Annotated in this window: 24 protein-coding genes and 2 pseudogenes; 15 read left to right on the top strand and 11 right to left on the bottom strand. The window is 39.0% G+C overall.

Annotated elements, in window-relative coordinates:
* Positions 1–111: 111 nt before the first annotated feature.
* The 4 genes from IM322_RS05810 to IM322_RS05795 all read right to left on the bottom strand — a co-directional run bounded on the left by IM322_RS05810 (position 112) and on the right by IM322_RS05795 (position 3,537).
* Entirely contained in the window at positions 112–891 is a 780-nt protein-coding gene (locus IM322_RS05810; protein WP_287675311.1) for an ABC transporter ATP-binding protein, read from the bottom strand.
* 27 nt (positions 892–918) lie between these two features.
* Complete coding sequence (locus IM322_RS05805; RefSeq protein WP_287675332.1) at positions 919–1,551, bottom strand: 2OG-Fe(II) oxygenase; 633 nt, start codon at positions 1,549–1,551, stop codon at positions 919–921.
* Between the two features lie 88 nt (positions 1,552–1,639).
* On the bottom strand, positions 1,640–2,416 hold the full coding sequence (locus tag IM322_RS05800; RefSeq protein ID WP_287754645.1) for a DUF3226 domain-containing protein: 777 nt from the start codon (positions 2,414–2,416) through the stop codon (positions 1,640–1,642).
* 2 nt (positions 2,417–2,418) lie between these two features.
* Positions 2,419–3,537 (bottom strand): AAA family ATPase, encoded by a 1,119-nt coding sequence (locus tag IM322_RS05795; protein ID WP_287675308.1) that lies wholly within the window; start codon positions 3,535–3,537, stop codon positions 2,419–2,421.
* A 209-nt stretch (positions 3,538–3,746) separates the two neighbouring features.
* Here IM322_RS05795 and pheT point away from each other — a divergent pair, with 209 nt between their 5' ends.
* A complete protein-coding gene (gene pheT / locus IM322_RS05790; RefSeq protein ID WP_287675306.1) occupies positions 3,747–6,182 on the top strand; it encodes a phenylalanine--tRNA ligase subunit beta in 2,436 nt (811 codons plus the stop codon).
* 90 nt (positions 6,183–6,272) lie between these two features.
* Here pheT and IM322_RS05785 read toward each other — a convergent pair whose 3' ends face one another.
* Positions 6,273–6,395, bottom strand: coding sequence for a DUF1902 domain-containing protein (locus IM322_RS05785; RefSeq protein WP_287675304.1), 123 nt, complete (start codon positions 6,393–6,395; stop codon positions 6,273–6,275).
* A gap of 170 nt (positions 6,396–6,565) precedes the next feature.
* Here IM322_RS05785 and IM322_RS05780 point away from each other — a divergent pair, with 170 nt between their 5' ends.
* From IM322_RS05780 to IM322_RS05760, 5 genes are all read left to right on the top strand, one after another.
* Complete coding sequence (locus IM322_RS05780; protein WP_287675303.1) at positions 6,566–6,805, top strand: hypothetical protein; 240 nt, start codon at positions 6,566–6,568, stop codon at positions 6,803–6,805.
* Between the two features lie 88 nt (positions 6,806–6,893).
* Positions 6,894–8,036, top strand: coding sequence for an AAA family ATPase (locus IM322_RS05775; protein ID WP_287675301.1), 1,143 nt, complete (start codon positions 6,894–6,896; stop codon positions 8,034–8,036).
* Positions 8,037–8,609: a hypothetical protein gene (locus IM322_RS05770; protein ID WP_271970956.1), complete on the top strand. Its 573-nt coding sequence runs from the start codon at positions 8,037–8,039 to the stop codon at positions 8,607–8,609.
* 283 nt (positions 8,610–8,892) lie between these two features.
* Complete coding sequence (locus tag IM322_RS05765) at positions 8,893–9,102, top strand: hypothetical protein (RefSeq protein ID WP_002747310.1); 210 nt, start codon at positions 8,893–8,895, stop codon at positions 9,100–9,102.
* Positions 9,099–9,338, top strand: a complete 240-nt coding sequence (locus tag IM322_RS05760) for a type II toxin-antitoxin system HicA family toxin (protein ID WP_149987888.1) — start codon at positions 9,099–9,101, stop codon at positions 9,336–9,338. The genes IM322_RS05765 and IM322_RS05760 overlap by 4 nt, the downstream gene beginning before the upstream one ends.
* A gap of 140 nt (positions 9,339–9,478) precedes the next feature.
* On the opposite strand, the gene IM322_RS05755 is transcribed toward IM322_RS05760, so the two are convergent.
* Entirely contained in the window at positions 9,479–9,712 is a 234-nt protein-coding gene (locus IM322_RS05755) for a ParE family toxin-like protein (protein WP_287675300.1), read from the bottom strand.
* Positions 9,713–9,913 (bottom strand): hypothetical protein, encoded by a 201-nt coding sequence (locus IM322_RS05750; RefSeq protein WP_287078866.1) that lies wholly within the window; start codon positions 9,911–9,913, stop codon positions 9,713–9,715.
* A gap of 254 nt (positions 9,914–10,167) precedes the next feature.
* Here IM322_RS05750 and IM322_RS05745 point away from each other — a divergent pair, with 254 nt between their 5' ends.
* Together IM322_RS05745 and IM322_RS05740 are read left to right on the top strand one after the other, a co-directional pair.
* Positions 10,168–10,407 carry a UPF0175 family protein gene (locus IM322_RS05745; RefSeq protein WP_002754053.1) on the top strand — a complete coding sequence of 80 codons (240 nt, stop codon included), beginning with the start codon at positions 10,168–10,170 and terminating at the stop codon, positions 10,405–10,407.
* Positions 10,408–10,412: 5 nt separating this feature from the next.
* Entirely contained in the window at positions 10,413–10,895 is a 483-nt protein-coding gene (locus IM322_RS05740) for a PIN domain-containing protein (protein WP_287675298.1), read from the top strand.
* 70 nt (positions 10,896–10,965) lie between these two features.
* On the opposite strand, the gene IM322_RS05735 is transcribed toward IM322_RS05740, so the two are convergent.
* The 3 genes from IM322_RS05735 to IM322_RS05725 form a co-directional block, all read right to left on the bottom strand.
* Entirely contained in the window at positions 10,966–11,145 is a 180-nt protein-coding gene (locus IM322_RS05735) for a hypothetical protein (protein WP_002747316.1), read from the bottom strand.
* Between the two features lie 101 nt (positions 11,146–11,246).
* The gene (locus IM322_RS05730; RefSeq protein WP_287675296.1) at positions 11,247–11,582 is read right to left on the bottom strand and encodes a PIN domain-containing protein; all 336 of its coding nucleotides are present in this window, start codon (positions 11,580–11,582) and stop codon (positions 11,247–11,249) included.
* Positions 11,583–11,597: 15 nt separating this feature from the next.
* On the bottom strand, positions 11,598–11,900 hold the full coding sequence (locus IM322_RS05725; RefSeq protein WP_287675294.1) for a DUF433 domain-containing protein: 303 nt from the start codon (positions 11,898–11,900) through the stop codon (positions 11,598–11,600).
* Positions 11,901–12,134: 234 nt separating this feature from the next.
* Between IM322_RS05725 and IM322_RS05720 the strand changes: the two genes are divergently transcribed.
* The 6 genes and pseudogenes from IM322_RS05720 (at position 12,135) to IM322_RS05700 (ending at position 14,406) form a co-directional block, all read left to right on the top strand.
* The gene (locus IM322_RS05720) at positions 12,135–12,383 is read left to right on the top strand and encodes a DUF433 domain-containing protein (protein ID WP_002735373.1); all 249 of its coding nucleotides are present in this window, start codon (positions 12,135–12,137) and stop codon (positions 12,381–12,383) included.
* Positions 12,367–12,699 (top strand): annotated as a pseudogene (locus tag IM322_RS23205) (DUF5615 family PIN-like protein). Before IM322_RS05720 ends, IM322_RS23205 begins: the two are co-directional and overlap by 17 nt.
* Before the next feature lie 204 nt (positions 12,700–12,903).
* Positions 12,904–13,167 (top strand): type II toxin-antitoxin system HicB family antitoxin, encoded by a 264-nt coding sequence (locus tag IM322_RS05710; protein WP_002737641.1) that lies wholly within the window; start codon positions 12,904–12,906, stop codon positions 13,165–13,167.
* Positions 13,167–13,253: pseudogene (locus IM322_RS23200) on the top strand (type II toxin-antitoxin system HicA family toxin); the annotation flags it as partial. The gene IM322_RS05710 and the pseudogene IM322_RS23200, both read left to right, overlap by 1 nt.
* 523 nt (positions 13,254–13,776) lie before the next feature.
* Positions 13,777–14,037 (top strand): hypothetical protein, encoded by a 261-nt coding sequence (locus IM322_RS05705; RefSeq protein WP_287675290.1) that lies wholly within the window; start codon positions 13,777–13,779, stop codon positions 14,035–14,037.
* Positions 14,038–14,040: 3 nt separating this feature from the next.
* Positions 14,041–14,406 carry a type II toxin-antitoxin system VapC family toxin gene (locus IM322_RS05700; protein WP_287675288.1) on the top strand — a complete coding sequence of 122 codons (366 nt, stop codon included), beginning with the start codon at positions 14,041–14,043 and terminating at the stop codon, positions 14,404–14,406.
* A 399-nt stretch (positions 14,407–14,805) separates the two neighbouring features.
* Here IM322_RS05700 and IM322_RS05695 read toward each other — a convergent pair whose 3' ends face one another.
* Positions 14,806–17,226 carry a phosphoketolase family protein gene (locus tag IM322_RS05695; protein ID WP_287675286.1) on the bottom strand — a complete coding sequence of 807 codons (2,421 nt, stop codon included), beginning with the start codon at positions 17,224–17,226 and terminating at the stop codon, positions 14,806–14,808.
* Positions 17,227–17,759: 533 nt separating this feature from the next.
* Here IM322_RS05695 and gap point away from each other — a divergent pair.
* Positions 17,760–18,794, top strand: coding sequence for a type I glyceraldehyde-3-phosphate dehydrogenase (gene gap / locus IM322_RS05690; protein WP_286824976.1), 1,035 nt, complete (start codon positions 17,760–17,762; stop codon positions 18,792–18,794).
* Positions 18,795–19,290: the final 496 nt, after the last annotated feature.

The following is a 19,290-nucleotide window of genomic DNA, read 5'->3' as shown; positions in this document are numbered from 1 at the left end:
TCCTCATCTCTAAAAAGTATCTTACAGGAGAAATCGGGGGATTTCAGCGATCAGTGATTAGTGATCAGATGCGAGTTATCAGTTCACTGATTACTGTTTACTGTTTACTGATCACTGAATTGGTCCGTGGATACTGCCGGTAAAAAATTGCTTGAGTACGGGGATTTCGGAGTGATAAGCCTCTTGAGTCGGTCCAACCCATTGAAATTGACCTTTATAGAGAAAAACGATGCGATCGGTGGTATTTTCGATGGTGCTGTGGACGTGGGTGACAATGAGATGGGCCCCACAGGCTTTTTTGACTTTGAGAAGTTCCATAATTACCGTCTGGATGCGGGTAGAAGCGACGGGATCCAGTCCGGCAGTGGGTTCATCGTAAAGGAGAATGTTCGGTCGATCGGCGGCGATCGAGGGATCGCTGATAATTGCTCTGGCTAAACTGACGCGTTTTCGCATCCCTCCGGATATTTCAGCTGGATAGAGGTCGTAGGAACCGGACATTCCCACTAAATCCAGTTTTTCTTCCACTAAATCCCGGATTTCGGCTCGTTTTAGCTTTGAGTTGCGATAGAGAGCAAAACCGACATTTTCCCCGACGGTGAGGGAGTCAAAAAGGGCTGATTGTTGGAAAACTAGACCAACACCGAGGGGATCTTCCCCTTGTTCTACGGTTCTCTGCCGTTTTGTGCCGTATATGTACACTTCTCCCCGATCAGGGGCCAGTAATCCGGCGACTAGGCGCAAAATCGTCGATTTTCCCGTCCCCGATGGACCGATCACACCGATCGCTTCTCCTTCGTACACTTTCAGATCGACGTTATTTAAGATCACTTTCTTGCCGAAAGCTTTGGTTATTCCCCTTAATTCGACGATCGGTTCGCGCATCACCATCTAGAATATCTTTACAAAAATGCCCTTTTATTGTAGGGCAACGACCCGATCTTTCTTTTTTTTCTTTTCTGGTTTCATGGTTCGCGATTCTATTTGTATTTCGGGAATCTCGCGCAATTCTTCGGCATCTAAACGATATTGTTCGCAGACAAGACTCAGACGAATACCAGAACAGCTAACGGGATTAACTGAATGGGTGAGATCTCCTTGAAAGAGGATCAAGGTGTTAGCACAAGGACGAATCTGGGCCACGGAACGATTGCCTGTTGCTAGTATCAGTTCCCCCCCTTGAATATCTTTAGGAACCTGCACATAAAGGACGCTAACTAGGAGCGGAGGATCGATCGTTTTACAATAGGAGCGCAGAGAGCGATCGATATGGGGATCGACGCGTGAACCGGTTTGTAGGAGTAAGGGATTAAGATAAAAAGCGTTGCAGTCAGCTTGTAAACTGCGATCAAGATAGGGTTTAAAATAGGGAAAAATTCGTTCTACTGCGCTGATTTGTGTGCGTCGAAAAGCGATGGAAAAGCCTTTGGTTTTAACGAAATCTCGATTTAAATTGTTAACTGTGAAGTGGGGACAAGCGAGGATCTGTCCTTGTAGTTCGCTCAGATAACTGGGAGTAAAAGCGTCGGGATATTGGGAATAGTAAGGCACGGATAGAATCGCAACGGGATGGCAATCTTTAGGATAGCTTATTTCTGGGTAAATGAGGGTAATTTCGAGAGGAACTCGGCAATTGTTCTCAAAGTCCGATAATTTGCTCAAGGAAATTTTTAATAAGCTTGATGCTTTCTAATTGGAGGGTTTGCTCGTCTATCCAGCGATTATCCTGTAGGGAAACTTGTAGGGCTTTACCTGGTCTTAATATACTACTTATACTGGATATAATTGCTTTCTTTTCACCTGCTGGTTTTTTAAAATCTTCGAGATCATTTTTAGTTAACTGATTCCTGTCAATACTTTCTATGTAGGTTTGAGAAAGATTGAGTAAATCAGAATAATTTATCCTAGCACATTCAAGGAGAATATTTTCTAAAGTTCCTTGCTCACGATTGTTAGGAGCGATGAAAATACCACAGCGAGGCGAATGATTGTTAACTTGACCAATTTGAGAAGGTGGTAGGAAATTTGGTAACTCAATATCCGATAACTTAGTAATTAGTTTATTGAACCTTTCTTGAGGTGTTTCACTGTAATCAGCATCGGCAAAAATTCCCACACTAAAAAGCTGTGAAGGTTGAATAAACTTGAGACTTTCTTCGATGGTTTGCGCTATGCGTGTATCGCCAATAGCACTATGTACAGCGATTGATAATTGCTCATTCTGAACAAAATATGGCACTGGCACTCGTTTGGTTAAATCATCATCTACTGGATAATTTTTCGGGATAAGTGTTTCCCAAAATTTATCCAATGAAGATAAAAACCTAACTCGCTTTAAGCCATAAAATTTAAGTAAACCAATTAAGAATTCGACATCCTGCGGACTTTCGACAACAATATAGCAGTATCTCACCATCTCTACCTCACATCTAACCCGCGTTCCCAACGCAATCTATGCAATAAATCGCCCGAAAATCTTTGAGGTTTTTCCCTTGGAGAATTTAACCGAAAAGCTACCATGTCTTCTATGGCCTTTTCTGACTGTAGCATGGCATCAACTGCTTCTAAACTATGGGTAGTTACAAAAAGTTGAATTCTTCTTTGATTACAGGTGTTAATTAACCAAGAAAATACACTACTTAGGGCTGAAATATGAATAGATGTCTCGATTTCATCAATTAGAAGTACCCCATCGGTAATTGTCAACAAACTAAGCACCATAACTAAGGTTCTTTTAAATCCGTCACCAAACACATAGAGAGGAGCAAAACCAAGCTGTTTATGTTCTATATAAAGAGTTGGTTTATTGTTGGGTGAAAGTATTTGTATGTCGGTGATTTCCTCGTCAAATAACCGAATTAAATCTAGGATGTCATCTTTGTTATTTTCTTCCTTTAGAATGATTTTGGATAGTCTATCTAGAATTGGTTCCGAGGACAAATAAGCAGGAAATATGGTGGCATTTTCCACCAGTATTTTTTGTCGTCTCCTTTGAATAAAACGCTCTTTTTCCCAAAACTGAAATACTTGTTCATTATCTATACTAAGGAAACTGCCTTGCTCTAAAATATGGGCGATAACACTTAATTCTAACCCATTGATAACCAGATCGGTTTCCGAATCGGTGGAATCATCATTGAACTTTTCTGGGTTGCCTTTTTCGTTGCTCGCACCGTAAATATCGGTGAGATTAGCTGCTAGATTTTTAATCGGTGAATTTCCAGTACACTTGATCGAAATTTGTCCTTGATAGGATGCGTTACTAGCAAGATTATTCTGACGAAAGAAAATCCATTTAATTGCTTCCAAATCCGGTCGCATTAAAGACATCCTACCAAGGTATAATCGACGTTGGGCAACTTCTAGCCATTGAAAGGGATCGAGGGGATTACAAACAATTGAAACAGCTTCGAGAATGCTAGTTTTGCCAGAATTATTATTACCGACAAAAATGTTCACCTGTCCTAGAGAAGACAGTTCTATTTGTTCAAAACCACGATAACCACTGATTTGTAAACTTTCAAAAAGCCGATTCATTTTTAGTGGCTCCCACAATCTCGCCGATAATAACTAAAATAGCTAGAGTAAAGATATGATTGGCAATTTTTATCGATAAAACACCTTAATTATAGAGCCTTTGTGCATCTTTATTTTAGATTATCGTTCATTTTCCTGCTGTCAACCCTAAATCATTGACTACCCACGGTTTACAATAGTTAAGAACCAACGGCAAACAAGAATTAACGATGCGGATTTCGATCAACTGGTTACGAGAATTAGTCAAAGTCGCCCAATCTCCCCAAGAATTAGCGGAATTATTGACAATTGCGGGAATAGAGGTAGAAGACATTGAGGATCGCCGAGAATGGGCAAAGGGTGTGGTTATTGGTAAAATTATCGATCGCCAACCTCATCCCAACGCAGATAAATTAAGTGTCTGTCAGGTGGATATCGGTCAGTCAAACCCTAGTACAATTGTCTGTGGCGCGCCCAATGCTAGGGCTGATATTCTAGTTCCCGTGGCTACTTTGGGAACCTATTTACCCAAAATCAATTTAACGATTAAACCGGCTAAATTGCGGGGGGTAAAATCGGAAGGGATGATCTGTTCCCTCGCGGAATTAGGATTAACTAAAGATTCTCAAGGAATCCACATTTTTAGCCAGGAAAATCTCCCTTTAGGTACAGATGTTCGTCCCCTTTTAGGACTCGATGAGGTGATTTTAGATATTTCTCCCACCGCTAACCGCGCCGATGCTTTGAGTATGATCGGAGTCGCGCGAGAAGTGGCGGCCTTGACAGGAGGAGAATTAAGCCTACCAAAAGTGAAATTAGGGGAATTTTCCCCTAAAAAAGATTTATCTCTGGAAATAACCGAAAATAAAGCTTGTCCTGCTTATATTGGTACGGTGATCGAGGGGGTAAAAATTAGCCCATCTCCGCTATGGTTGCAACAGCGTTTACAGGCTGCCGGACTGCGATCGATCAATAATGTGGTCGATATTACTAATTATGTCCTCTTGGAGTGGGGACAACCCTTACACGCTTTCGATCGCGATCGTTTACAGAGTTTTGCCGGAGGTAAATCCGTTACTATTGGGGTCCGTTTTGCCGAGCAAGGGGAAAAAATTATTACCCTTGATGGTCAGGAAAGAAGCTTAAAAGAGCTTAATTTATTAATTACTGCCAATAATAAGCCTGTAGCTTTAGCGGGAGTGATGGGAGGTCAAGATACGGAAGTTAACGAGGAAACCGTTAATCTTGTGCTAGAGTCGGCTTTATTCGATCCGATCGCCATCCGTCGTTCCTCAAAAGCGCAGGGTTTACGCAGCGAATCTTCCGGACGCTATGAACGCGGTGTTAATCCCGCCGCTTTGGAATATGCTTGTCAAAGGGCGATCGATTTGATTCTAGAGTTAGCTGGGGGAACTGTCAGCAGTCAGGTTAAAGCTGATGATCGCGCTGATCAGTCCAGTCGTTCGATCGAATTGCGTTTACAACGTTTGCAGCAAATACTGGGTCAAGTTACCCTAGATAATGGTGCGATCGGTGAAATTCTCGCCGAAGATGTGGAACGGATTTTAGGCAATTTGGGCTGTGAATTGCAGTTAACCTCGAAAAATCCTGTTCTGTGGACCGTGACAGTGCCAGACTACCGTTATCGGGATTTAGAACGAGAAATTGACTTAATTGAAGAAGTGGCGCGACTGTACGGATACGATCGCTTTGTCGATACTTTGCCAGCAAAAACCGCAGCCGGAGGATTATCCTTTGAGGAAACTATCCAGCGTCGGGTACGGGAAGCTTTTCGAGCAGTCGGTTTGACGGAATTAGTCCAGTATTCCCTAGTTAAACCGGAATTAGCGGAAGTTGTCCTCGCTAATCCCCTTTTTGTCGAGTATTCTGCTTTGCGGACTAATCTCCTCGACGGTTTAATCGAAGCGTTTGAGTATAATCAGTCTCAGGGTAACGGTTCCTTAAATGGCTTCGAGATCGGGCGAGTTTTCCGCTTAGAATCGGATAATATCAACGAATACGATGCAATTGCCGGTATTTTCGGTGGGGATTTCTTCCCGGCCGGACGTTGGCTGCGATCGGGTAAAGAGGTAGCCATGACTTGGTACGAAGCAAAAGGCATTTTAGAAGCAGTATTCGATCGCCTTTCGCTGACAGTAAGCTACGAAAAATATGCCGAAGATGCGCGTTTTCATCCCGGACGAACAGCATCTTTATGGATTGGTAAACAACGCCTAGGTATATTCGGTCAACTACACCCGCAATTGCGTCAGCAAAAGGGATTAATTGAGGCAGTTTATGCCTTTGAAATCCAGTTCCCGATCCTGTTAGCAACTCTTAGCGATAGTGCCAAAATTACCCCGCGTTTACAGGTCTATTCTACCTATCCGGGAGCGGCACGAGATATCGCCTTCTTTGTTTCCACAGATATACCCGTAGATAGATTGACAAAAACTATCAAAAATGCTGGAGGTAATCTCTTAGAAAAAGTCGAATTATTCGATCGCTATCAGGGACAGAATGTGCCAGAAAATCATTGTAGTTTGGCCTTTAGTTTAGTCTATCGTGCCAGCGATCGAACTTTAACCGATGAAGAGGTGGAACCCTTAATGACAAAAGTGCGAGAAGCTTTAGTTAAACAGTTCCAAGTTTCTTTAAGAAGTTAAATTCAGCGATCAATTATCAGTTATCAGACATCGACCTTATATTATCTCAAGACTAATCTCATACATCGCTATCAATATCGCTGATTGCCTCTAATCGTTTACGGATACATTTAATATTAACAATTCTAGAATAATTTCTGGTAACTTATCATTAAGATTCTCTAATGTATCTGCTTCTGTTGCTAATCCTGAAACATCTTCGCTAGTCGCCACCCCATCTTGTAGGCTGTATTAACGAGTGTATAATAGGCCTTATTTGTTGTCTATTGATCAAGTTATCCAAAGACGTTAATTTAAAAAATTGAGGTCAGGGGAGTTGGCTGGGTTGGTTTTGTGTTAAAATCGGGTCAGGTGTGTCTTAATTAATAAAACTTAACAAGACAATGAATACTTCGACCACTTTTCAAGAAATCGCCGCCGAAATTCAATTATTTGATAATATTGAACAAAAAGAACAATTTATTTTTGTAGTGGGTGCTTTAGTTTCTCGTATCATCAGTCTTCATAAAGCCGCAGAAGTCCTAGAAATGGCTCCAGAAATATTCTTGAAAATTTTAGAATTAATCGGAATCGATTTTTCTTATCTTATTAGGGAAGACATAGATAGAGAAAAAAATTGTTAATCTCTATGAAAATTGTTTTTAATTCTTCTCCCTTACTATATACCAGTAAACAAAAACCCACGAAACGAAAAATTCTAAATAACTGAAAATGCTTCAAGAAATCCATCTTAAAAATGTTAGCCCTGCCTCAGAGATTGACCTAGACTGTGCCTCTCGACTTAATATATTAACAGGAGACAACGGACTCGGTAAAACTTTTTTGCTGGATATTATTTGGTGGTGTATTAACAATAAACAAGGACAAAACCCGGTTAGTAGTTATCACAAAAGAAATCGAACAATAGAAATAGAACCTCATATTTCAGACAGAAACAATAGTTTAAATATTTATTGTCGTGTTGATGGTGGCTTTTCTATCTATGTACCCTACAAACAAAAAGCTTTTAAACTTTCTTCAACAGAAGTTTGGTATGGTCGAAAAGTAAAAAATAAAATTATTTCCTATGGTTTGCTTGAAGATTGGATTAAGTGGCAAAATCAACCCAACCAATCAAATATTAAATTATTAGCTGAAATTATTCAAAAACTTTCTGCAAAAAATGAGCAGATAAAAATTGGTGAACCCACACGAATGTCTTTAGATGATATTCGAGTTATTCCAACGATAGAACTTCCTTATGAAACAATTCCTGTTACTGAAGCATCGGCGGGAATTCAACGGATTCTAAGCCTAGCTTATATGTTAGTTTGGATGCAGTCAGAAAATTTAATTACTGCTCAACTATTTGGAAGAATTCCAGCCCGTCAACTGATTTTTTTAATGGATGAAACCGAAGCGCATTTACACCCTCGTTGGCAACGATCAATCCTACCCGCAATTTTGACTGTCTTAAAAGAATTAGAACCGATTATTGATATTCAACTCTTTATTACTACCCATTCTCCTCTGGTCTTGGCTTCAGTTGAACCCTTATTTGATCAAGAAAAAGATAAATTATTTCTATTTGAACTTAATGACAATCAAGTAACCTTAAATGAAATTACCTGGGCAAAACAAGGTGATGTGATTGGTTGGTTAACTTCAGAGGTTTTTGGACTTAAACAAGCCCGTTCTCAAGAAGCAGAACAAGCAATAGAAGCCGCCCAAGCTTGGATGAGAAAAGACGATATGACCCAATTTCCAGAAAACTTAAGAACCAAAGAAAAAATTCATCAACAATTACTTAAACTATTACCGGGTCATGATCCCTTTTTCCCCCGTTGGATAGTCAGAATGGAGGCTGATGATTAAATGCAGAAATTTATTCCGATTCCTGAACCCACCGAGTTTGATCAAAAATGTCGTCAAAAAGGAAATACTTGGTTAGCCAAAAATCCTGCTGCAAAACGCCCCAGAGATTACTGGTCTCCTTTTAGGGCAGATTTAGCACAAGGATTTAATAACTTATGTGGCTATTCCGTTATGTATGACCCTACCGCCACTGTTGATCACTTTTTATCTTTTCATAATTACCGTCATTTAAGCTATGAATGGTCTAATTATCGCTATGTAGCAAATTGGATTAATAGTAGCAAAAAAAACCTAGATGATTGCCTACTTGATCCCTTTGAAGTTGAAGATAATTGGTTTGAAATTTTGTTACCATCGTTACAATTAGTGTTAACCGATAGCGTTCCTGATAATCAACGCCAAAAAGCTGAATTTACTCTGCAACGTCTAGGCTTAAATTACGATGAAAGAATACTACGCCAACGGGAAGAATGGTTTAAAATGTATGAACAAGGTGAAATCACCCTAGAGGGATTAGCAAGAAAAGCTCCTCTCATTGCCCGTGCTATTGAAAAGCAACAGGAAATTTCTTAAATCCTAGACAAACAGAAAAACATTAGTGCGATGCCGAAGGCACTGCGTAGCAGCACGCCGATCTGGTAGGTTGGGTTGAGGCACGAAACCCAACAGGATCAACTATTAATTTATTTGGTTGATGTTGGTTGCACTTTGTTTAACTACATTTTGGCAATAAAGAGGCGATTAGGGTTGATAAACGGCGAATGCTAATCTTGTAAGCTTTAAAAAGTGCTATATAAAAAACTAAACAAACTATAATTAAAATTACTGCAAAAATTTAGAGAGTAAAGAAGGAAATATGACAGAAATAGTTTTTTTAGTGGAAGATGCACCGGAAGGGGGATATACAGCAAGGGCATTAGGCGAGTCTATTTTTACCGAAGCCGATGATTTACAATCTTTACGAGAAATGGTAAAAGATGCCGTTAATTGTCATTATGATGATAGGGAAAATCGCCCTAAAATTATTCGTTTACATATTGTTAGGGATGAGGTATTTGCGGTATGAAGCTACCCAGAGATTTATCCAGTGATGACTTAATCAAAAAATTGTCTGAGTTAGGTTATGAAGTGAGTCGTCAAACGGGTAGCCATATTAGACTAACTACTTCTGAAAATGGTACACATCAGATTACTATTCCTGCTCATAATCCTGTCAAAATAGGCACTTTAAATAATATTTTGCGTGATGTCGCTCTACATTTTAATCTAAGTAAAGATGAACTATTAAAAATACTGTTTTAAAATGGCTATCTCCTGTAGATTGAGTGCGATCCAAGATGATCAATTATTAATTTATTTGGTTGGTGTTGGGTTGCACTTTGTTTAACTCAACCTACATTTTGGGAATAAAAAAGCGATCGCTTTTATTTTAATAATCTTTCCTATTCTTCATGACTTCCTATCCACACCCAAATATAATCTTCCCCATCTTTAAAAGCTAAAGCTCTATAATTAATACCAACTCTTGCCGACCAAAACTTTCCAACTTTTTTAAAAGACAAAGAAGGATGATTTAAGTCACTCTTTAAAAGCTCAAAATTCTTTCTTGCTAAAATTTGAATTGATTTAGGTAAATTATTAAAACAATTCCAAAAGCGTTGATTAGTTCGATGCACTTACAACTCCCGTAATTGATTTTTGCTTTTTTCAAATAATGCTTCTTCAATTAGAAAATCAAGTTTTCCAGCTATGGAATCTTCCTCAATTTGTTTTTCCCATTGTTGATCGTCTAAATTATTGATCCAATTTCTTAAATACAAAAATTCATCAGAAGTAAGGCTTTCAATTTCCGCTTGAATTAATTGTAACTTTGTCATCTTAGTATCTTTCCACAACAATAGTTCAAATTTGAGTTTTATATTATCATTTTTTCTGTAAAAATGGGAAGTTGCGATCGCATTTGGCAGAATATTGGAAGGGCGATCGCTTTTTTATTGGGTGCATTATACTTTGTTAATGCACCTTATTTGTTGTCTATAATTTAAAAGATTGAGATAAGGGCAGTTTGTTGGGTTGATTTTGCGTTAAAATTAAGTTAGATATGTCTTAATTGATGAAACTTAGCAAGACAATGAATACTTCGATTACTTTTCAAGAAATTGCCGCCGAAATACAATTATTTGATAATATTGAACAAAAAGAACAATTTATTTTTGTGGTGGGTGCTTTAGTTTCTCGCATCATCAGTCTTCATAAAGCCGCAGAAATCATGGAAATGGATACAGAAATGTTCTTGAAAATTTTAGAATTAATGGGAATCGATTTTTCTTATCTTACTACAGAAGACATAGATAGAGAAAAAAAATGGTAATCTCTATGAAAATTGTTTTCAATTCTTCCCCTTTAATCTTTTTGTCTCAGTTAGGATTTTTAGAAAAATTCCTAGATTCTAATGATAATTTTTATTTGCCTGCAACCGTACAACAAGAAATTAATGCCAAACAAGATCAATCTTCAGAGACTCTTAATAAGCTGATCAATCAACAGAAATTAATTATCCTAAATATTAAATTAATCTCTCTAGCAAATAGTTTAAATGAACGTTTAGGGAAAGGTGAATCTGATGCCATTACTTTAGGAATAGAATTACAAACTGATTATATCATCCTTGATGACTTTGCAGCAAGAAAAGAAGCACTACACTTAGGCTTAAATGTTAAAGGAACTTTAGCGATTATTCGTAAACTTCTCAAAGAAGGAAAGATAGAAATTGAAAATTTGGAGAGTTTTTTTCAAAGACTTAGAGAAATTAACTTTAGAGTCAAGCGTGAGATATTTGAGAGCATTTTTGGAGACTGAGTGCGATACTGAAGGCACTGCGTAGCAGCACGCTTATTTTTTCGGGTGCATTAACACAGTATAATGCGCCTTATTTCTTGTTATTGATGGATTCCCACCATAACTTTAAATCACTTTCATTAATCTTTTTTTGAAGATATTCAATCTGATCTGAATAGCTGAGATTTTTCATGTCTTCAGCCATTTTTTCTTGACTGGTTTGTTTAAAAGCTAAACAGTCAAAACTTTTTTTAATTGTCGTTGGCTTCATCAATTGTTACCTCTAAAGGAGAAATAATAGTCAAAATCCCGTAGCCATTGAGTAAATTAATTTGATTATAGCCTTTCATTTTATCTAGGCACACAATATGTTTAAAATTCCATTCTAGCTATTGTAGCAGCCGCTACATGAGTAGCATCATTAATAGACTTTGATGTAACAACTCCTTCATTGATATAAGCATCCCTTAACTGTAAAACTTCAGGTGTTATCTTAACTACTTCAATAACTCTCTGCGGAATCGATAATAAAATATCTTTAACCGCTTGGGGGGCATTAATTAATTCGCTAACAATGATATCACTCATTAACAAAATAAACTTTTCTTGCTTAATGGCTTCCATCAATTGATTGGACTCTAAGGAAAATTCATCATCTAAACAGCCTCCAATGACTGATGTATCGATATAAACTCTAAGTTTTTTCATAACGATTTTAGCTCGTCAATTTAATATTTTCTCAATTAAAGATGGTTTGTTGCCTTGTAGTTGTTTAGCAAAAGCTTCTCCTGCTTCAAGTTGTCGTCTAATTTCTTCTCGATTGTCATGGTAATAGGCCAAGGCCGCATAAAAATCTGCTAGGGTGATAGTAGGATGATGATAAATAATTTCATCTGGTGACATTCCCATTCTTTCATGCCAAATTACAATATCTTGAACTTTAATTCGATGTCCAGCAATACGAGGTTTTCCGCCACAGATACCGGGAGTGATTTCAATATGTTGTGAGATAACTAAAGATGACATAATTACTTGCCAATAATATTAATAAATTGTTATTATCGTACCATTTTTTCCCCAGTAAGGCAACATCATTGCGATCGCCGCTCTTTTAGAGTGGATTAAGGTAGTGTAATGCAGCTTATTGATAATAGAATTTTTGAAACCTAAAAGTCGAGGGCTTTGGTTTTAAGATTTATCAAGCTTAAAGTACAGTTAACATTAAGCTATAATAATCATTTACCAACAATAGTTATTACTATGTCTTTTGCAGCTAAATATCGAGATCGGATTGTGATTAACCCAGACATTCGCAGTGGCAAACCTTGCATTGTCAATACTCGTATTGCAGTAGCAGATATTTTTGATTATCTAGGAGGAGGGATGACTATTGAAGAAATATTAGATGATTTCCCCGATCTTACCTTAGAAGATATACAAGCCTGTTTTGCATTTGCCGCCGAGCGGGATCGTCGTTTAATGGTTATTCCCTATGAAACTGCTATTTGACGAAAACTTATCACCTAAACTACCTCTGTTACTGGTATCACATTTTCCCGATAGCGCTCATGTTAGAGATTGTAGCCTAAAAGGGTTTTCCGAGCAAAAGATTTGGGAATATGCGCGTATCAATGGATTTATAATTGTCTCGAAAGATTCTGATTTTTATTAACGGAGTTTGTTGTATGGCCAACCTCCAAAGTTCATCTGGCTGAGGATTGGAAATTGTACCACTCATCATCTAATCAGTCTTATTTTAAAACATAAACAAGCTATTAAGAGATTTAGCGATAATTCTACCGAGTCCGTTTTAGTAATTGCATAATCATATATTATCCTAAGCGATCGCTTTTCTTATCGGGTGTATTAACAAAGTATAATACGCCTTATTTATTGTCTATTGATGAAATGATCCAAAGACGTTAATTTAAAAGATTGAGGTCAGGGGAATTGGTTGGGTTGGTCTTGTGTTAAAATTAAGCTGGAGTAAATTCTAATCCCCGATTAAAATTTCAACGGAACAATCACCATGAACTTTTATACCGTTATTCTGAGAAAAAGTGCAGATTATTGGGTTTCATTATGTCTTGAAAATGGATTAGTTGGACAAGGAGAAACTCAGGAAAAAGCTATTGAGAAACTAAAAGAAGCGATTGAATCTTTTTGGGAAATTTATCATGATCAAGCCAATATCTATACCAGTCCTATTCCTATAGACGAACTTCATGAATTTTTAACTGTGGGAGATTCTGAAACTCCCGAAACTTACGAACTCAGAAAAGTTTATGCCTAATAGCTGCAAAAGAAATGTCCCCTGCTTATGTTTTACGAATTTTTAGACAATTTGGTTTTACAGATGAAGAAATAGAACATTTATTAAGTAGGGAGGCACAATTATTTGTAGGATGGGTTAGCGGTAGCGTAACCCATGCGGGCGTTGGGTTTCATGCTTCAACCCAACCTACGTTCATCTTATATTTAATTCCACCCACCCACTTAAAATAGATGATTGAATACGTTTTTTTCAAACCAATAAATTATCTATTCTACTACGCTTTATCTTAATTTTATTTCCAAAAGCTAAAATAAAGTGATAGCTAGTTTTTTAAGGTACATTAACGCGATAGTAAAACCCTCGATTGCTTGTTATCAATTGATTTAATGATTAATTTTCACCCAGTCATCGCAGAGGAATTAGCCTCCCTTAAAAATAGGTAAAGTGACTATCACTATTTTGCGTAATTCTTTCGCTCTGGTAATGAACTTTTAATTATGAAATGATCCAAAGACGTTAATTTAAAAGATTGAGTTCAGGGGAGTTTGTTGGGTTGGTCTTGTGTTAAAATTGGGTTGGGGCTAATCTGAATCATTTATCCTGTACCATTTAACGGTGGAGAAAAATATGCTAAAAACCTTTAAAGCAATTTTGAAAAATAATACCCTTCAATGGCTTGATGAAACCCCTGAAATCAACTCCGAACATCCTGTTAATGTTTATATTACCTTATTAGAAGAAAATATCATTGGTGAAAATCGATCTAACGGTCAGAAAATGGCCAATGCTTTGAAAAAAATTGCTAATAATAATACTTTTACTGATGTTGATACCCAACAGTGGCAACAACAAAATAGGTGTGATCGCACTCTTCCTTATCGGAATTAAATCATGTTATTAGATAGCAATATTATTATCTATGCCGCTCAATTAGAAAATGAGTTTCTCCAGGAGTTTATTGCAGAAAATTCTCCTTATGTCTCTGCTTTATCCTATCTGGAAGTTTTAGGCTACCATCGGTTAACTCATCAGGATCAAGTCTATTTTGAAGAATTTTTTAATGCTTCTCAAATCTTACCCATCTCTCAACCTGTAATTAACCAAGCAGTAACTTTAAAACAAATCAGAAAGATGTCCTTAGGAGATGCCATTATTGCGGGAACAGCTTTCGTTTATAATTTAACAATTGTAACTCGCAATATTGATGATTTTAATTGGCTTAGTAAATTAAATCTAATTAACCCTTTTCAACGGTAAAAACCTCAGGGCAAGCGCATCTTAACAATCCTTGACAAAATGAACTTTGTGTGAGTTGCTTACCCAGAGGGCGATTCAGGCATATTTGAGGAGAATTTACCATCTCAATTGTTAAGATTTCGTAACTATTCTGATTGACTGGTAAGCTAAACGGCTTTTACTTCGGATCACCGATATAGACTCCAAAAGGGTTATAGCTATTGGATCATGCAGGTTAAGCGCCGTTTAGCTTATCACCTGAAATGCCCATGCGGATCACAAAATTGGCCAATTGTCAATAGCTTTTGAGATGCTCTCACCCTGTAGAAAATCAAGAATATTTTCTTTAGGTGGAATAGGAAGATGAAATTTATCAATAAACTAATAAATTATCATCACCTAAACCACTTCTTAGCCTAATTAATAGGGCCATTTCCAGTTAGTAATCTCGTCCTTATCGATGCCATTGGTAAAAGCATAATCGAGATTATCGATAATAGCATTTTTCATCCGTTCTTTCACATGACCAGCAGCAGAACCTAATTTCGGCACGCGATCGATGACATCAATTACTAAATTAAAACGATCAACTTGGTTACGAATCGCTAATTCTAGGGGAGTATTAATATTCCCTTCTTCCTTGTAACCGCGCACATGAATACGTTCTTGATTACTGCGACGGTAGGTAAGTTTATGAATCAGCCAAGGATAACCGTGGAAATTAAAGATAATTGGCTTATCAGTGGTAAATAAACTATCAAAATCCCGTTCCGATAAACCATGGGGGTGTTCACTTTCCGACTGTAATTTAAACAGATCAACCACATTGATAAAGCGAACTTTTAGGTAAGGGAATTCCTCTCGCAGAATTGCCGTTGCCGCTAAAGATTCTTTAGTGATAATATCCCCACAGCAAGCCATAATCACATCCGGTTCATCGGGATTAGTTCCATCATCATCGTTACTGGCCCAATCCCAAATACCGATACCTTTGGTGCAGTGTTTAATTGCTTCTTCAATGGTCAAGTATTGCAGGTGTTTCTGTTTATCAGCAACGATAATATTAGTGTAGTCCTTGCTCTTGAGACAGTGATTAGTCACACTTAATAAACAGTTACCATCGGGGGGAAGATAAACCCGCACCACGTCGGCACTTTTATTGGTTACTAAATCGATAAAACCGGGGTCTTGGTGACTAAAACCGTTGTGATCCTGCCGCCAAACCACCGAGGATAATAAGAGATTCCAAGAGGAAACAGAAGCACGCCAAGGCACATGATTTTTGCAGATATCGAGCCATTTAGCGTGTTGGTTGAACATGGAATCGATAACGTGAGCAAAAGCCTCGTAGGAGTGAAATAAACCGTGACGACCGGATAATAAATAACCCTCTAACCAACCGACTAAAGTATGTTCACTCAGCATCTCCATCACCCGACCATCGGGAGATAATTGGCTACCATCTAAATCCTCCGGATAGGTATCAGCTAACCAAGCTTTTTTAGTCACTTCATAGAGAGCCGCTAAACGATTAGAAGCAGTTTCATCGGGACCAAAAACGCGAAAATTAGTCATATTATTTCGCATTACATCCCGCAAAAATACCCCCATCACTCCCGTGTTTTCCGCTTCCACTTGGCCCGGATGGGTGACATCTACGGCATATTGACGAAAATCTGGCATTTTTAGGTCTTTACGCACCAATCCGCCGTTAGCGTGCGGATTAGCACTCATGCGACGATGACCAATAGGAGCGAGTTCTTTAAATTCTGGCTTAAATTTACCCGTGGTATAGTCAAATAATTCCTCCGGGTTATAGCTTTTCATCCACTCCTCTAATTTTCTCAAGTGTTCGGGGTTTTCCTGCATGGCACCCATGGGTACTTGGTGAGCGCGCCAGAATCCTTCTACTTTATGACCATCAACGTTTTTCGGCCCTGTCCAACCCTTGGGAGACCGGAGGATAATCATCGGCCAGGGGTAACGTTTAGCAATACCCGTGCTGCGAGCTTCCTGTTGATAGGAGCGAATCTGATTGATACAGTGTTCTAGGGTAGCGGCCATTTTTTGATGGCAGTGCATGAGGTCTTCATCTTCCTTACATTCGACAATGTAGGGAGTGTAACCGTAACCGACAAAGAGACTTTCTAACTCGTGCGTCGAAATACGGGAGAGAATGGTGGGATTAGCGATTTTATAACCGTTTAAGTTTAAAATTGGCAGTACCGCACCATCGCGAATCGGGTTAAGGAATTTATTCGAGTGCCATGCGGTGGCTAAAGGACCGGTTTCTGCTTCCCCATCACCCACCACCACGGTCGTAATTAGGTCGGGATTGTCAAAAACAGAACCGTAGGCATGGGAAACACTATAACCTAGTTCGCCGCCCTCATGGATAGAACCGGGGGTTTCGGGGGTGACGTGACTACCGATGTGACCGGGAAAAGAAAATTGTTTAAAGAATTTTTGTAATCCTTCCTCATCTTGACTTTTATCGGGGTAAATTTCCGAATAGGTTCCTTCTAGATAAACCGGACCGAGTACCCCCGGCGCCCCGTGGCCAGGCCCGGCCATAAAAATCACATCGAGGTCGTATTTTTTGATTAAACGGTTGAGGTGAACGTAGGTAAAACTTAAGGCCGGACTTGCTCCCCAGTGACCGAGCAAACGATACTTAACGTGTTCGGGTTTAAGATGTTCTTTGAGCAGGGGATTATCGCGCAGATAAATCATACCTACAGCTAAATAGTTACAAGCGCGCCAATAGGCATGGGTTTTATAGAGTTCGTCTTGAGAAAGGGGATTTTGTTCTGTTAAGGGTCTTTCTGGTGCGAATACCATGAATATTTCTCCGATATCAATGAACGATGAGATTAAGAGAGTTGATAGACAATTTCTCCATCGAGAGGGTTAACCCTCGGTCAGTTTTCAAACCGTAATCAAGAGTCTAACCTTTTGGGGCGCAAAAAACTATTAAAATAAACTATATTTTACTGATCCGGCTTGGCTAATTTATGTCAGTCGGGCGGGGTTTTTAAATGGATTTTAAAGGAAAATTAATGTCTTCTTAACTTAGAGAACAATAAATTCTCGGAAAACTTTTAATGATTTTTTAATGTCAGCTTTTCCCAGAATACCATAGAGTCACGCCTTAGTTTGTCGGGAAGAGCCTAATTAGGCTTTCTCGATGCCGGTGGTGGGGACTACTAGGAGAGCTTTTGAAGCACTGAAACTTAAAATCTTTCTATACTTCATCTAGCGATCGATAAAAGCTGATTAGTATGTATAGTGATTCTCTACAGGCCAATCAATTCTCAAATTTTTTTTTTCTTGATCGTGCCTAAGCTTATCGCAGCTGCAAAGGAGTTTTTTTCATGACAAAAGTAAGAGTCGCTATCAACGGATTTGGTCGTATCGGTCGCCTCGTTTTTAGGGCGGGTATCCAAAATCCTGATTTCGAGTTTGTTGGTATTAATGATCTCGTCCCCTCCGATAATATTGCCTATCTGCTCAAATACGACTCCACCCACGGACGTTTTCAAGGTACGGTAGAAGCAAAAGAAGATGGCATCGTCGTCGATGGTAAGTTTATCCCCTGTTACTCCATCAAAGACCCCGCTCAACTCCCCTGGGGTGCAACCGGGGCCGATTATGTGGTTGAGTCCACCGGTTTATTTACCACCGCGGAAGGGGCAGCAAAACACCTAGAAGCAGGGGCCAAACGGGTGGTTATCTCCGCACCCACCAAAGATCCCGACAAAGTTCGTACTATCGTACTAGGCGTTAACGACAATGAGTACGATCCCGCTAAGGATCTGATCGTCTCTAACGCTAGTTGTACCACCAATTGTTTAGCCCCGATCACCAAAGTTATTAACGATAACTTCGGACTAGCGGAAGGATTAATGACCACGGTACACTCGATGACCGCCACTCAACCCACCGTTGATGGTCCATCGAAAAAAGATTGGCGCGGTGGTCGCGGCGCGGGTCAAAATATTATCCCCTCCTCCACGGGAGCAGCCAAAGCAGTAACCCTAGTTATTCCTTCCCTCAAAGGCAAATTAACCGGTATGGCCTTCCGTGTGCCAACTCCCAACGTTTCGGCGGTGGATTTAACCTTTAAAACCGAAAAAGCCACCAGTTACGAGGAAATCTGCGCCGCGATGAAAGCCGCCAGCGAAGGACCAATGAAAGGTATCCTCGGTTATACCGATGAGGAAGTGGTGTCGAGTGACTTTATCACCGACCCCCGTTCCAGTATCTTTGATGCTAAAGCTGGTATTCAACTTAATGCCAATTTCTTTAAGGTCGTCTCTTGGTACGATAACGAGTGGGGTTATTCCTGCCGGATGTTAGACCTGATGAAAATGATGGCAGCCAAGGAAGCAACCCTAGTAACAGCCTAAATCAGTTATCAGTTATCAGTTATCAGTTATCAGTAACCAGTAAACAGTAACCAGTAAACAGTAAACAGTAAACAGTGAAAAGACAGCACTGTTAATGCCGTTATTAGGGTGCATCCCACATTTGCAGAAACACCGATAATCAGCAATTAGCAGTGACTTTTAAATTATTACAGATATATCAGCAGCTGTCTGTAAGCATCCCACCGAAAAACTAATGCGCTCCGGGGTTTGGGGGGTAGAACCCCCCAAAAGCTTGGATTGAGCGATAAAACCGAAAGTAACGCCCGATTTTAGTAGAGAGTTTCCCTTGAAAAATCCCAACTTCGTAGATTTACAAAAATGAGATGCACCCCGTTATTACCGAAATTTTGGGTTAAAGCCCCGTCCTTTTAGGACGGCTTTTTAAACTATAGCTTGTTAACTTAACTTTTATTGTGCTATACTGATTTTATCTAAGTACCCCCTGCGTAAAATGTTTGTCTTAGAGTTTAAAGTT

Origin of the sequence: Microcystis sp. M109S1, from assembly GCF_020247025.1 — a bacterium.
Classification (GTDB): domain Bacteria; phylum Cyanobacteriota; class Cyanobacteriia; order Cyanobacteriales; family Microcystaceae; genus Microcystis.
This window is presented reverse-complemented; position numbering and strand designations above follow the sequence as displayed.